The sequence below is a fragment of the Sulfitobacter noctilucae genome, assembly GCF_000622365.1.
In the GTDB taxonomy this organism is placed as follows: domain Bacteria; phylum Pseudomonadota; class Alphaproteobacteria; order Rhodobacterales; family Rhodobacteraceae; genus Sulfitobacter; species Sulfitobacter noctilucae.
The window spans coordinates 81,836-95,347 of the sequence record NZ_JASC01000013.1; the positions used below are offsets into that span (position 1 = coordinate 81,836).

General features: G+C 57.6%; 13 protein-coding genes and 1 tRNA gene. 1 reads left to right on the plus strand and 13 read right to left on the minus strand.

Annotated features, from left to right (window positions below; all coding sequences use genetic code 11):
- Positions 1–11 precede the first annotated feature (11 nt).
- The 12 genes from Z945_RS0107110 to Z945_RS0107165 form a co-directional block, all read right to left on the minus strand.
- On the minus strand, positions 12–434 hold the full coding sequence (locus Z945_RS0107110) for an acyl-CoA thioesterase (protein WP_025051408.1): 423 nt from the start codon (positions 432–434) through the stop codon (positions 12–14).
- Positions 435–1,613, minus strand: coding sequence for a benzoyl-CoA 2,3-epoxidase subunit BoxA (gene boxA / locus Z945_RS0107115; RefSeq protein WP_025051409.1), 1,179 nt, complete (start codon positions 1,611–1,613; stop codon positions 435–437).
- On the minus strand, positions 1,610–1,780 hold the full coding sequence (locus Z945_RS20695) for a hypothetical protein (RefSeq protein WP_169736949.1): 171 nt from the start codon (positions 1,778–1,780) through the stop codon (positions 1,610–1,612). The genes boxA and Z945_RS20695 overlap by 4 nt, the downstream gene beginning before the upstream one ends.
- Positions 1,781–1,855: 75 nt before the next feature.
- The gene (gene boxB / locus Z945_RS0107125) at positions 1,856–3,307 is read right to left on the minus strand and encodes a benzoyl-CoA 2,3-epoxidase subunit BoxB (protein ID WP_025051410.1); all 1,452 of its coding nucleotides are present in this window, start codon (positions 3,305–3,307) and stop codon (positions 1,856–1,858) included.
- 70 nt (positions 3,308–3,377) lie between these two features.
- A complete protein-coding gene (gene boxC / locus Z945_RS0107130; RefSeq protein WP_025051411.1) occupies positions 3,378–5,036 on the minus strand; it encodes a 2,3-epoxybenzoyl-CoA dihydrolase in 1,659 nt (552 codons plus the stop codon).
- Positions 5,037–5,141: 105 nt separating this feature from the next.
- Positions 5,142–5,588, minus strand: coding sequence for a DUF309 domain-containing protein (locus Z945_RS0107135; RefSeq protein ID WP_037970764.1), 447 nt, complete (start codon positions 5,586–5,588; stop codon positions 5,142–5,144).
- The gene (locus Z945_RS0107140) at positions 5,581–6,408 is read right to left on the minus strand and encodes an alpha/beta fold hydrolase (RefSeq protein ID WP_241434477.1); all 828 of its coding nucleotides are present in this window, start codon (positions 6,406–6,408) and stop codon (positions 5,581–5,583) included. Before Z945_RS0107140 ends, Z945_RS0107135 begins: the two co-directional genes overlap by 8 nt.
- Positions 6,405–7,943 (minus strand): benzoate-CoA ligase family protein, encoded by a 1,539-nt coding sequence (locus tag Z945_RS0107145; RefSeq protein WP_025051414.1) that lies wholly within the window; start codon positions 7,941–7,943, stop codon positions 6,405–6,407. Before Z945_RS0107145 ends, Z945_RS0107140 begins: the two co-directional genes overlap by 4 nt.
- A gap of 105 nt (positions 7,944–8,048) precedes the next feature.
- Positions 8,049–9,368, minus strand: coding sequence for a TRAP transporter large permease (locus tag Z945_RS0107150; RefSeq protein WP_025051415.1), 1,320 nt, complete (start codon positions 9,366–9,368; stop codon positions 8,049–8,051).
- Between the two features lies 1 nt (position 9,369).
- A complete protein-coding gene (locus Z945_RS0107155; RefSeq protein WP_025051416.1) occupies positions 9,370–9,951 on the minus strand; it encodes a TRAP transporter small permease in 582 nt (193 codons plus the stop codon).
- 71 nt (positions 9,952–10,022) lie between these two features.
- Positions 10,023–11,054: a TRAP transporter substrate-binding protein gene (locus Z945_RS0107160; RefSeq protein ID WP_025051417.1), complete on the minus strand. Its 1,032-nt coding sequence runs from the start codon at positions 11,052–11,054 to the stop codon at positions 10,023–10,025.
- Between the two features lie 400 nt (positions 11,055–11,454).
- Positions 11,455–11,531 (minus strand) — tRNA-Met (locus tag Z945_RS0107165).
- A gap of 183 nt (positions 11,532–11,714) precedes the next feature.
- Between Z945_RS0107165 and Z945_RS0107170 the strand changes: the two genes are divergently transcribed.
- Complete coding sequence (locus Z945_RS0107170; protein ID WP_025051418.1) at positions 11,715–12,695, plus strand: phosphatase PAP2 family protein; 981 nt, start codon at positions 11,715–11,717, stop codon at positions 12,693–12,695.
- Here the strand turns inward: Z945_RS0107170 and Z945_RS0107175 are convergent, their stop codons facing one another.
- Positions 12,696–13,496, minus strand: a complete 801-nt coding sequence (locus Z945_RS0107175; protein WP_025051419.1) for an SDR family NAD(P)-dependent oxidoreductase — start codon at positions 13,494–13,496, stop codon at positions 12,696–12,698.
- Positions 13,497–13,512: the final 16 nt, after the last annotated feature.

The window sequence follows — 13,512 nt, forward strand, 5'->3', positions numbered from 1 at the left end:
TTCTTTTTGCGTCACTCCGCACGGATCAATGGTTCGATGATCGCACGCATCTCGGATGGCACTTCGCGGCTTTTGAACTGGTCTGCGATCGTGAAAACGCAAGTGAACTTGCCGTCGAAACACAGCACATCATTCTGGCGTCCCTTGACTGCGAAGCTGATCGACTTTGTCCCAAGCCGCACAGGATAGGTTTCGCACATCAGCATATGACGGGGCGTGACCGGGCTGTGGAATTCCATCTCCAGTTTTACAAATGGCGTGCCCACATTGCGGTCGATTTCCATCTGGAACCAGCCATCTCCGTCCAGATGCGCTTCCCACCAGCCATTGATCGCGTCCAGCGCGAAATAGGGCAACCGCGCGGTGTACGCGATACGGGCCGGGTCACAATCGCCCCATGTCACATTCACCGGATGCACAAAAGGCGCAGTCATTCAGTAGGTTTCCACATGATAGCGCCCATCTTCGCGCATGGCATCCCGCAGGGCGGTCCATTGTTGGCCGATGCTTTCCGCGATGGAAGTCATGGCTTTTTCGACGCCTTCTTCCATGCCGCGCAAACCGCAAATGTAGATATGGGTCTTGTCATCCTGCAAAAGCGCGGCAATCGCATCTTCTTCAGCGACCATGCGGTCCTGCACATATTCTTTCCCGGCATCCGGCATACGGCTAAAGACAAGATGCTGCTTCAACAGGCTTTCCGGCACTTTCTTGAGCGGGCCGAAGTACGGCAGGCTTTCAGGCGTGCGGGCACCGAAGAACATCGTCATGCCACCCGTTGCCCCACTGCGCTGGCGCTGCATGGTGAAGGCCCGCATAGGGGCCGATCCTGTGCCGGTGCAGATCAACAGTAAGTGTGCGTCGGAAGTGGAGGGCATCAGGAAGGTCGCGCCGAAGGGACCGGTCACATCAACTGTCGCGCCCTGTTCCAGATCGCACAGGAAGTTTGAGGCAAGACCCTTGTCCTCCCGCTTCACCGTCAGGGATATGTTGTGATAGCCCGCACGCTCCCCGTCACGCGGACTGGAAATGGAATAGAGCCGCGGCAAATGAGCGTTGCCATCGGCATCTGTGCCGGGCGGGATAATGCCCACCGATTGCCCCTCAAGCACCGGAAAGGGCAGCGCGCCGGGGTCAAGAATGATGTGGCGCACATCATGGTCAGGATCTTTGGTAAGCGGATAATTCCCCTGCACCGTCATCTTGGCCGGTTTGCCTAGGTTGTACATATTCACCGTCGGCTTGCCCGCCGACACCGGTGCCTTGGCCTTGCCACCAGCCCCCTTGTGCGCTTCGGCCAGCAACGCCGCCACAGGATCCACCGCTTCTTCGTCGCTGCTTGCGGGAGCAGCTTCGATGTCTGCCTGCTCTGGCAGTTCGTCCATCTCGTACTGCTGTTCCAGCGTGTAGGGTTCCATCACCACGCGCCATTCGTCGATGCTGCCTGTGGGACAGACGGGAATACAGTCCATGCAAAAGTTGCAGACATCCGCGTTGACCACGACATTGTTGTCGTCATGCTCGATCGCGCCGATCGGGCAGGTCATCTCGCAGGTATAACATCGGATGCAGATTTCAGGATCGATCAGGTGTTGCTTGACGGCTTTGTTCATGCGTGGCGGTCTCTCAGGATCAGGTCAGGGACCAGTATGGCATCAAACAGCGCCTGACAGATACCCTGACATCCGGCACATCCAACACAGGGGCCTTGCAGAGTGTCCAGATCATCCGCCAGCGCCTGGGTGCGCGGGGCATGTCCAACGATACGTTTTGCTTGCATGGAGAGGCTCCCTTGGGGTCTTTTGGATTTGAAAAAGCCCCCGCCCATGCATGTCACGGATGGGGGCAAAGAGCTTTAGGCCATGTGCAGCTTCACATACTCGAAATCACCCGGCTTGTTGTCGATGCCGACCTTGGGCGCGGCAATCCACGAAGCGTATTTGCCCGGCTCGTAGCATGGCACCATGAGCGACTGGATATAGTCGCCATCCGCCTTTGTCGGCAGCCATTCGTCGCGACGCTTGTGCCACTCGTCCGCGCTGATGATCTCGCCATCGGGGTCCACGGCCACGGTGCTGAACACACCGATCTGGCGGTGAAAGCCCTCGTGCGGCAGTTTGAGCGCAAATTCGATACCGGATTTCGCAATCTGCTTGTTCCAGCGGCCCACACCGCCCGCTGCATCGCGGACATAGTCATCGCGCAGGCGCATGTTGATCGCGGTCAGGGCGGGCACGTCTTCGGTGACGATCTTGCCATCCTTAATTGATGTCACAGCGTAAGTGTCGTCCTTAAGCTGATGATCATCGTCGATCCGCTGCTCCATATAGCGGCCCTTGATGCCGTAGTTGAAAGCATTGGCCGCGTTTGTCGACACTTCCTGCCCGAACAGATCAAGCGACAGCGTGTAGTGCAGGTTCAGCTTTTTCTGAATGGTCGGCAGGTCGATGACGCCTAAATCGCGGATCTTGTTGATGTCGTAGGGGTCGGTGATACCGGCCTTGTTCATTGCCTCAAGCGTGGCTTGAATGGTGCGGCCCACGCCGGTTTCGCCCACGAACATATGGTGTGCTTCTTCGGTCAGCATAAAGCGGCAGGTGCGCGACAGCGGGTCAAAACCCGACTGTGCAAGGCTTTCCAGCTGCATCTTGCCATCGCGGTCGGTGAAATAGGTGAACATGAAGAACGACAGCCAATCAGGCGTTTCCTCATTGAAGGCACCCAACATGCGCGGCGCATCTTCGTCGCCTGAGGACCGGACCAGCAGATCGTTGGCTTCTTCCCGACCATCACGACCGAAATACTTTTGCAGCAGATAGACCATCGCCCACAGGTGGCGGCCCTCTTCGACATTGACCTGAAAGAGATTGCGCATGTCATAGAGCGATGGCGCAGTAAGGCCAAGGAAGCGCTGCTGTTCGACTGACCCTGGCTCTGTATCGCCCTGAATAACGATCAATCGCTTGAGCATGTTGCGGTATTCGCCCGGCACTTCCTGCCACGCGGGTTCGCCCAGATGTTCGCCCATCGGGATTTTGCGGTCTTCGACCTGCGGGGCCAACAATACGCCCCAACGGTATTCGGGCATCTTCACATAGTCGAATTTCGCCCAGCCTTTTGGGTCCACGCTGACAGCGGTGCGCAGATAAACCATCGATTCCTGAAAATTTTGCGGGATCAAGTCGTTCCACCAGTTGATGTAACCAGGGTGCCATTTCTCCAGCGCTTTCAGCACCTTCTTGTCTTCTGACAGGCCGACGTTGTTCGGGATTTGCGTGTCGTAGCTTACGTTGATCAGATCGAGCATTGGTTTCCTCCTCTTGGGGGTCAAATTCTTTCAAAGAATTTGGGCCGGATTTTTCAAAAATCCGCGCCCGTTAAACACGTTCCATGTTGTATTTGCCGCGTACACCTGTGCCGTAGCGCTGCAGCGCACCGTCCTCGCCGACTGCGTTGGGGCGCTGGAAGATCCAGTTTTGCCAGGCGGTCAGACGCCCGAAGATGCGGGTCTCCATCGTTTCGGGTCCGGCAAAGCGCAGGTTGGCTTCCATCCCGGTCATCGCATCAGGGCTAAAGCTCGCGCGCTCCTCCATGAACAGGCGCACTTCGTCTTCCCAATCAATGTCGTCATAGGCGTAGGTGACAAGACCCAGTTCTTCGGCGGCATCAGCCTCCAACGCCTCGCCAACTGACGACTTCAATTTCTCGATTTGCTCCGGCGTGCCAAGGAATCGTGTTTCCAACCGCGTGAGGTCATTGCTCATTGGATAGGTGCCGAAATTGCCATCGCTCATCGTGACAGTCGCCAAAGGACGGTTATCGCCGTCGAATTCCTCAAGCATCATATAGCTGCGATCGACCGACCACAGGAGTTCCGCCAGCGGCCCGGCAAAGCAGGAGCCGTGTTCGACAATCGCGACCAGCGAACGTGAGGTCATGTCGATGCGTTTCAGCAGGCGCTTCCAGTATTGCAGCACTTCATTGGCCAGCCAGTGATCCTTGTTCTGAAGCAAAAGCGCTTCATGTCCGATCACCAACTCCGGATCGCCCTGCGTCTGAAATTCGATCAGACCCATTTCTTTTTCATTGTTCCTCAGGTGCAGGATGGCATCGTCCAACTCACGCGCACACCGCAACATCCAAGCCTCCGCACCTTCGGCCGCCAGCACGTCCATGTCCGCAGGTGCCGCACCCTCCGGCCCTTTGATCGTGACGGTGGCGCGCATTTCGTCGCGGTTAAACGCGACCTCAACAGTGGAATAGGTGACCCCATCCTCGGCAAAGCTGCGGCTGATCGGGGTCAGTTCGATACCCTTGGCGACGTCCACCTTGTCCGATTTCTCTGCCAACTCATTGGCCCGCTCGGCAACTTTTTCATCAAAGCTGGAATTCGGAAACACCTCATCTACCAAGCGCCACTCGACGGCCCGCTTGCCCTTCACGCCTTCTTCGATCGAGCAAAATACATCCGCCAGATCGCGCCGCACCTTGCGCTTGTCCGTTACGCGGGTCAGCCCCCCCGTGCCGGGCAACACCGCCAGCAGCGGCACTTCGGGCAGGGCGACAGAAGATGTGGAATCGTCGGTGAGCATCAAGTGGTTACATGCCAGCGCCAATTCATATCCGCCGCCGGCGCAGGCTCCCTTGATCGCACAGATATAGTTCTGACCGCTGTCGGCCAAAGCGGCCTCATAGGTATTACGCGTCTCATTGGTGAATTTGCAAAAGTTGACCTTATGGGCATGGGCGGCACCGCCAAGCATGCGGATGTTGGCACCGGCGCAAAACACCTTGTCCTTGGCCGACTGCATCACGATGACTTTCACATCGGGGTGCTCGAACCGCATCCGCTGGACAACATCTGCCAGCTCGATATCGACACCCAGGTCGTAGCTGTTCAACTTCAGGTCATAGCCTTCGAACAGCCCGCCCTTTTCATCCACATCCATCGACAGCCACGCGATGGGGCCGTCATAGTCGACCTTCCAATGACGGTATTTCGTTGGATCGGTTTGAAAGTCGATCACTTTGGTCATTGCAGGATCCTCCCGAAGGTCAGTGTTGAGAACTATAATTCATCTAGGTACTGCCTTAGGCAAGCATTCCGCAGTTTTTTCCGGATATTATGCGCTATAGTGCACCTACTTGCAGGATATCGCCGCTTCGCACGCGTTCAGCCAACCGCGCACCCCTGCAACCGTCAAGCCGAGAATCACCTGATCAGAAGGTATGCGCGCAAGATGCTCTCCGACCATCGCAACCAACCGTTTCGCCGCCTTCGGCCGCTGCATCAGCAGCTTCAGTCGGGCATTTGCGAGCTGGATCAAGGCTTGCACCATATTGCGTTCCGCTGACCCTTCTGGCGTTTGCAACCAGACGGCCTCAAGCACCTCGTGACATTCCCAAAAGTACCCTCGTTCCAAATACTTCAAGCCCGCGCGGAAAGCGGCAGTATGATGCATGCCAGCCAATATTGTGCCGGGGTGAACAGAAGATTTGATCTCGTCGAACCAATCCTCTGGATGGCGGGCGTTTTGCCCAGGGATATAGGCGTGGGGCGGCAACGGGATGGTGCCGTCCTCAGCCAAGTGCGACGCCTTCCCGCTCCAACCGCATCAGACGGGCACAGAACTCTGTGATCGCAGCCAATGTTGCATCGGCTTTTTCCAGATGCGGCGCGTGGCCGGTCCCGTCAAGGATCAGGGTTTCCACCGGCGCATACATCCGCTCTTCGACCTCGGCAATCTGGGCCAGCGTCCCGTAAGGGTCTTCGCGGCCCTGTATCGCCAGCACGGGAATACGCAGATGGTCGATCGCGTCTGCGACATTCCAACTGGCAAAGCCCGGATCAGTCCAGGCATCGTGCCAGCCATTGAAGGCCACATCCGCATTAGCGTGATATTTCGCCAACCGTGCGCGCAGATCACCCGTCCTGAACGCCTCCCCTACAGCGCGGATCGCGGCAAGCCCCGCCGGTTCGGTGAAGAAGTGTGGTGCCAAGAGCACCAGCCCGCGCACCCGCATGTCGGATATTGATCCGGCATAGATGGTGGCGATTGTGGCCCCGTCCGAATGGCCCAGCAGCACCGCTTGCGTGATACCCGCCGCGTCCAATACAGCGCCCAGCGTGTCTTCGGCTTCGCGGGTCATGTAGTCCAGGGGGCGCGGGAGCGACACGGGGTCAGAGCCGCCGTAGCCCGCACGGGAGTAAGCGAACACGCCCATGCCGGTTTGCGCGGCCAGAGCTTCTGGCACGTCCTTCCACTGCGCCACCGATCCCAAGCCTTCGTGCAACAGCACAAGTGTTGGCGCATCCCCCGGCGACGGCCCCCAACACGCGTATTCCAAAGCTGTGCCATTCACATCCAAGCGGGCGGCGGGTGACGTGGTCCATTCGATAGCCATCATACAGACTCCCTCAATTTGAAGCGTTGGATTTTGCCTGTGGCCGTCTTGGGTAACTCTTCCACGACCTCGATCCAGCGCGGGTATTTCCACAGACCGATCTTGGATTTCACATGGTCCTTCAGCGCATCTCGCAGTGCCTGATCCCCCTCACCCGATTGCAAAACGACGAACGCCTTGGGCTTTTCCAAACCGTCCTCATCCCGGTGCGCAACCACCGCTGCTTCCAAGACCTGCGGATGATCGACTAACGCGCCCTCTACCTCGAACGGCGACAACCAGATGCCCGACACCTTGAACATATCATCCGTGCGCCCGCAGTAGACCAGCCGACCATCTTCGCGACGCTCGTATTTATCGCCTGTACGGGTCCAGACCCCTTCAAATGTACTGCGCGACTTATCACGCTGGTTCCAATAGCAATTGGCGGCAGAAGCCCCGTTGACGAGCAGTTCGCCTACTTCACCTGCCCCGACCTCTTGGCCGTTTTCATCCACCAACCGGAGTTCATATCCCGGCACCGCCACGCCGGAGGTGCCATAAGCGACATCACCCGCCTGATTGCTCAGAAAGATGTGCAGCATTTCGGTTGAACCAACGCCGTCCAAAATCTCTACGCCAGTGTGCTTTTCCCAGCGGTTTCCCACATCTTCGGGCAAGGCTTCGCCAGCGGAAATGCACAACCGCAGCGGCGCATCCGGCGCGCCGGATCTGTCCATTTCGGCGACCATCGCCGCAAAGAGCGTCGGCACGCCGCAAAAGATTGTGGGCTTTTGCGCAGTGATCGTGCTGATCATACTGGGTGGCGTGGGCCTGCCGGTGAACAACACGGTGGTCGCGCCGACTGACAGGGGAAAGGTCAGAGCGTTTCCTAAACCATAGGCAAAAAAGAACTTGGCCGCCGACAGCACAACATCATCTTCGCGGATACCCAGCACCTGTGCGCCATAGGTATCAGACGTTGCCTGCAAGGCGGAATGTATATGCGCCACGCCTTTGGGCTGACCTGTGGAACCTGAGGAGTAAAGCCAAAAGGCCACCTCATCGCCGCTGACTTCGGCGGTGTCCTGCGCGGGCGCATCTGCGATCAAGTCCAGATAGGGTGTCGTGCCCGTCGCCGCGCCGCCGATCATGACCACCTGCCGAATATAAGGATTGCCCGCGACTGCAGGGGCGACCACATCCCACAAGGGGGCCGACACAAACAGAATCGCGGCACGGCTGTCGCGCAGGATGGCGTCATAGACAGGCGTGGCCAGCAGCGTGTTCATCGGTACGGGTACAACCCCGGCCTTCAACGCCCCGAAAAAGATTTGCGGGAATTCGATCTGGTCCAACACCAGAACCGCCGCACGTTCCTCGGGCCGGATCCCCGCACGGGTCAATGCCCCTGCAAGGTGTGCTGACCCTTCGGCCAAACCGCTATACGTCAGGGTTCGACCTGTCTCTGCTTCGATAAAAGCAGTCTTGTCGCCGCGGCCCTCGTTTATATGACGGTCCACAAAATACGTCGCCGCATTGGCAGTTGTTGACAGCATTCACCCCTCCTCCGTTACGCATCATTGTGCACCTGCGACGCATTGACACAACAATATCGAAGGCTTTGTGCACTTTACTGCGCAGCCTGCGGCTGAAGACGGATGTCAGTCCGGCAGCAGGAAGAGCGTGATCGCTGGAAAGGCGACAAGGATGATGACACGCACGATATCGGAGCCAACGAAATACATCACAGCGCGATAGGTTTGTGTCATCGGCGTTTCGCGGTCCATCGAGTTGATGATGAACAGGTTCATCCCCACCGGCGGCGTGATCAATCCGACCTCGACCACGATCAGCACCAGAATACCGAACCAGATCGCCACATGCTCGGGCGTCATACCGAAATCCAGCGCCATGACGACCGGGAAAAAGATCGGCACGGTTAGCAGGATCATCGACAGGCTGTCCATCAGGCAACCGAAGATCACATAGAACACAAGGATTACGCACAGCACCAGCAGCGGGGAAAGGCCTTGTTCAACCACCCAACCGGCCATGAACTGCGGCACCCCGGAGAGCGCCAGAAAACCGTTGTAGAACCCAGCGCCCAGCACGATGAAAAAGATCATACCGGTGGTCCGGGCCGTGCCGATCAGGCTTTCACCCAGCACGCGCCAATTCAAACTGCCTGACAACAGTGCCGCCAACCCGGTGGCGGCGGCCCCGATGGCGGACCCTTCGGTGGGCGTGAACCAGCCCGCATAAATGCCACCTACCACGACGATGAAGATCGAGAGCACAGGCCAGCAATCGGCCAAGGCACGGAACCGCTCTTGCATGGGAACAGGCGCACGCGTGCCAGCCGCATCGGGGTGCAGACGGACATAGATGGAGATGGTAAGCATATATCCGACGGCCGCGAGGATGCCGGGAATGAAAGCTGCAAGAAACAGTTTCGCGATGTTTTGCTCTGTCAGGATCGCATAGATTACCAAGATCACCGAAGGCGGGATCAGAATGCCCAGCGTGCCGCCAGCGGCGAGTGTGGCAGTGGAGAAGCCACCGGAATAGCCGTATCGTTTCAGCTCTGGCAAGGCGACCTTGGACATGGTCGCCGCTGTGGCCAGCGACGATCCGCAGATCGCGCCAAAACCCGCACAGGCACCCACCGCCGCCATCGCGACACCACCGCGACGATGGCCAAGAAAGTTCTCGGCTGCTTTGAACAAGGCTTGGGACATGCCCGACAGGGTCGCAAACTGGCCCATCAGCAGGAACATCGGAATGATGCTCAGCGAATAGCTGGAAAAGGTAGTGTAGGTTTCCGATTTCATCTTCGCCAACAATGGCGTCGGGTTGCCCCCCATCGCAAAAAACCAACCGCCAAAACCACACAGCAACATGGCAAGGCCGATGGGCGCGCGCAGAAAAACCATGATCAACAAAATAGGGAAGGACCAGAACCCGAGCTCGAGGTTGCTCATCTCAATGCTCTCCATGCTCGGAAGGAAGAATACTGCGGTCACCCACAGCTTCAAGAATGCGCGCTCCGGCGCAATAGACAGCAGTAATGCTGGCGATCACGCCGGCACCAAAGCTCGCGGCATAGGCCCACCACACCGGAAACTGCAGGAAAAGCGTGGTCTGACCATTGCGAATATAGCGTTCCATCCCGCCATAAAGCTGCACCACAATCAGGATGATCACCGCCGCCAGCACGACTTCCCAAAAGGCGGCAATCCCGCGATTGCTGCGGTTTGGGAGGAAAGACGTGAACACATCCACCGTCGCATGGGCGCCATAAAACTGGCAAACCGGCAAAAACGAGAAGATGGCAAAGGCGACACCTGCCTCAAGCAACTCATAGCTGCCGTTGATTTCACCAACGCCCAGATCAAGCATCCATTGCGAAAAGCCGGTGAGGCTTTCGCTGAAGAAATCATTGTGCAGCAGCTTGTTGATGGATCGGCCTATAATCGACAGGGTGGTCAGCGCGATCAGGCCGATAAGGACAATACCGCCCGCCAATGCAACAAGGCGGGCAAGCGTCTGGATGGCGCGGTGCATTGCATACTCACTTTTATCAGAAGACCTGCGCCAGCAACCAGCCGGCGCAGGTCATTTCTGTGGATCAGAACTTAGTTATCGTAGGCTTCCATCAGGGATGTCGCCTCGTCGATAAGCGCCTGACCGTCGATGCCTTTGGCGTCCATATCAGCGATCCACTCGTTATAGATCGGCTGGGCCGCATCGCGCCATGCCTGAACGTCGTCGCCCGATACGGTGACGATGTTGTTGCCGCGATCCACGGCAATCTGACGCGCCGGACCATCGCTGTCGGCCTGCGTACCACCAGCAAAGATCGAGAACTCAAGACCGGAGTTGTCATCAATGACTTTCTTCAGATCATCTGGCAGACCTTCGTAGCGATCCTTGTTCATCGCCAAAACGAACGTCAGCACGTAAAGCGCCTGGCCTTCGAACTCGGTGTGGTTCGACACCAGTTCAGGCACTTTCAAAGCGGATGTTACTTCCCACGGGATCGTCGTGCCGTCGATGACGCCTTTTGACAGGCCTTCAGGAATTGCAGGAACCGGCATGCCCACGGGCGTAGCGCCGGTTTTTTCCAGCAAAGAGTTCACCAAACGCGAACCGCCCCGAATTTTCAAACCCTGCATGTCGGAAGGTGTTCTGACTTCCTTGTTTGTGTGGATCATGCCGGGGCCGTGGACCCATGTGCCAAGGATATGAACGTCTTTGAACTCTGTATCCTTCATGTGCTTTTCAAACATCTGCCAATAGGCAGAAGAGGCCGCCCGCGCGTTCGTCATGATGAACGGTAGCTCGAAGACTTCGGTCGAAGGATAGCGGCCCGGCGTATAGCCCACCACGGTCCAGACGATATCGGCTACGCCGTCAATCGCCTGATCCATCAATTCCGGCGGCGTACCGCCCAGCTGCATGGAGGGATAGCGCTCGACCTTGATACGGCCTTCGCTGGCCTCTTCGACATTGTCGGCCCAGACATCCAGCACCAGCTTGGGCACATTGGCCTGTGGCGGCAGGAACTGGTGCATGCGCAACGTCACATCCTGCGCCATCGCCGAAGTCGCCATCATGGCGGCCACCGCGGCACCTGCCATGCCGATCATCGTTCTGCGTAAAATCATAGTCTTCTCCCTTGTGTGTCTTGAAGGCCGCCCTTGTGTCGGACGGTCCGAATAATTTGTCAGGTCGTGGATTGGGGGGCTGCCTTGCTTCCGGCAATTGCGCGCTTAATCCTGTGGCAAAGCAGTGCGACCGGCGATTTCAATGCTCCTCCCAAGCGCGGTATGACCTGCATACCATTACATACGCTAAGACATGCTTTGGCCCTTGTCACTTATCATTTGGCAATTGTGAGACTACAAAAGCAACAGATTGATTATCTATTAGTTTCAGTGGCTTGCCGCAGATTCCAGGGTACACTTCCCGCAAGACGCGAAAAACCGCCCTGATGAAGGCATGCACTATGATGCACAGCTCACATGCTATGGGGCAGTGCAAGACGCCGTGTCTGGATAGGAACGATGGTGGCGTTACCTGGATTTGAACCAGGGACCTAACGATTATGAGTCGTTCGCTCTAACCAACTGAGCTATAACGCCATCGGCGCGTGAACTATGCCAGCACCCCGTTGCCGTCAAGCACAAAACCGACAGGTCCGCGCAAAGCCCGATTTTACCCGCGTCAGGCCTTTCACCCAATTGCCCCCGCCGTGCCCCAATATAGTCTGAAACTTACGGCAACTGTCAGTGGCGCATACCCGCGCGAAATACTGAGAGACCGCTATGCCGACTGACACCACAGCGCAGTTTTCCGCATCATCCGTCGCCAAGACCGGATCAAACGCCACGCTGCGTGGCCTGCAACAGGCGTTCTTTCCACCCGAACATCTGATGATCTTGCTGACGATCTGCGTTGGCGTCTGGGCCTTCGCGCTATCGATCCGCTTTGACCAAGCCGTGGCATGGTCTGCCTTCATGATTTCCTTTGCTCCGGCAGTGGGAATGATTCTGCTGGGCCTCTATATCCGGACCCACAAGAATATGCCGCGGGCCGCGATGGCGGCGATTGGTACGGGGGTCTATATCGGCTTTACCGGCGTGGTTACGATCCTGATCTACCTGCGTTTTCCCTTTCAAACCCCGATGATCGACGCCCAGCTCATGCAGATGGACGCGGTACTTTTCGGCTATGAATGGGCCGGGTTCACAAGCGCCGTTGCCGCCTATCCCATCTTTGGCAGAGCTTTGGGCTGGGTCTACGGCACGTCGTTGCTCCAGCTGTTCGGCGTCCTTTTTCTGCTCAGCTTTCTGAACCGCCAAGTTGATCTGCACAGAGTAATGATCACCGGTATTCTATCTCTGCTCTTTGCCGTGATCATCTGGTGGGCGTGGCCCAGCTTGGGCCCTTCGGCCTATGTCACCCTTCCCCATGAGGTAGAGGCAGCACTTGGATTGGTCCACGGCGAAGCCGCAGGTGCGCGGCTGATGCAGATGGCCGAAACCGGGAACGCTGTTATCTCGCCCCAGATCATCATGGGGACGATTGCCTTCCCCTCCTATCACACGGTGATGACCTGCCTTGCTGTGGCTTTTGTCCGGAGGACCTGGGCGTTTTGGCCCCTTATGGTGCTGAACCTTGCCATGTTGCCTGCAATCCTGTCGCACGGCGGGCATCATGTCAGCGATATGATCGGTGGCGTTGCAGTCTTTGGCGCGGCGTTATGGTGTGCGACGCTGCTTGTGCCACGCACAAAGCCTGAATAATCAATGCGCGGGCGCGCGCACCGCGTCCAGCAGGCTGCGCCCGCCATCCAGTACCATTACTTCGCCTGTCATGAAGCCAGAGCTCTCAGCGGCCAGAAATTGAACCGCCTCGCACAGCTCGTTCGGGCCGGCAATCCGGCCCAACGGCGTGTGTTCGCGAATATCGGCGCGCCACTCGCGGTTCTCGGCAACCGATGTGCGCAGCGAGCCACTCATCACCGAACCAAACGAAATGGCGTTCACCCTGATCCGGTGCGGTGCCAGCACAAGCGCCATTGAACGCGTCATCTGCTGCACTGCCGCGGCCGCGACGGAATAGGCCATCAACTCCGGCTGCATATGGGTGGCCGCAATAGAGCTGAGGTTGATGATCGAGCCTATCTGCCCCTCCTCCTGCTCCTCAGCCTGTTTGATCATGCGTTTCGCGACATACTGTGTCAGTTGCAGCGCCGTCAGCAGATTCTGATCCAGCAAATCCTTTACAGAGGTATCTTCGACATCCAGCGCATCCGTCAGCAACATCTGGCGCGATGCATTGACCAGAATATCGACCTGATCAAAGGCATCAATTGTCGCCGAGACAAGGTTTGCGATGGTCAGCCGTTGGCGCAGATCGCCCGCAAAGATACGCAGATTGCCATCCTCGGGCGCATCGCCCAGTTCTTCGACCAGCTTTTTTTCGTGCGAATCGGCGCACATGACGTTGGCACCCCGGTCCGCCAGATGGCGCGCAATGGCCAGGCCAATACCATCCGCCGCCCCTGTCACGATGGCCGTTTTACCCTGAACCGAAAAAGACATAGACGGTTATCCTCGT

Excerpts from the sequence above, each read along its gene's own strand:
- Z945_RS0107110 (WP_025051408.1), bottom strand. The coding sequence starts at position 434 with ATGACTGCGCCTTTTGTGCATCCGGTGAATGTGACATGGGGCGATTGT.
- boxA (WP_025051409.1), bottom strand. The coding sequence starts at position 1,613 with ATGAACAAAGCCGTCAAGCAACACCTGATCGATCCTGAAATCTGCATC.
- Z945_RS20695 (WP_169736949.1), bottom strand. The coding sequence starts at position 1,780 with ATGCAAGCAAAACGTATCGTTGGACATGCCCCGCGCACCCAGGCGCTG.
- boxB (WP_025051410.1), bottom strand. The coding sequence starts at position 3,307 with ATGCTCGATCTGATCAACGTAAGCTACGACACGCAAATCCCGAACAAC.
- boxC (WP_025051411.1), bottom strand. The coding sequence starts at position 5,036 with ATGACCAAAGTGATCGACTTTCAAACCGATCCAACGAAATACCGTCAT.
- Z945_RS0107140 (WP_241434477.1), bottom strand. The coding sequence starts at position 6,408 with ATGATGGCTATCGAATGGACCACGTCACCCGCCGCCCGCTTGGATGTG.
- Z945_RS0107145 (WP_025051414.1), bottom strand. The coding sequence starts at position 7,943 with ATGCTGTCAACAACTGCCAATGCGGCGACGTATTTTGTGGACCGTCAT.
- Z945_RS0107150 (WP_025051415.1), bottom strand. The coding sequence starts at position 9,368 with ATGAGCAACCTCGAGCTCGGGTTCTGGTCCTTCCCTATTTTGTTGATC.
- Z945_RS0107155 (WP_025051416.1), bottom strand. The coding sequence starts at position 9,951 with ATGCACCGCGCCATCCAGACGCTTGCCCGCCTTGTTGCATTGGCGGGC.
- Z945_RS0107160 (WP_025051417.1), bottom strand. The coding sequence starts at position 11,054 with ATGATTTTACGCAGAACGATGATCGGCATGGCAGGTGCCGCGGTGGCC.
- Z945_RS0107170 (WP_025051418.1), top strand. The coding sequence starts at position 11,715 with ATGCCGACTGACACCACAGCGCAGTTTTCCGCATCATCCGTCGCCAAG.
- Z945_RS0107175 (WP_025051419.1), bottom strand. The coding sequence starts at position 13,496 with ATGTCTTTTTCGGTTCAGGGTAAAACGGCCATCGTGACAGGGGCGGCG.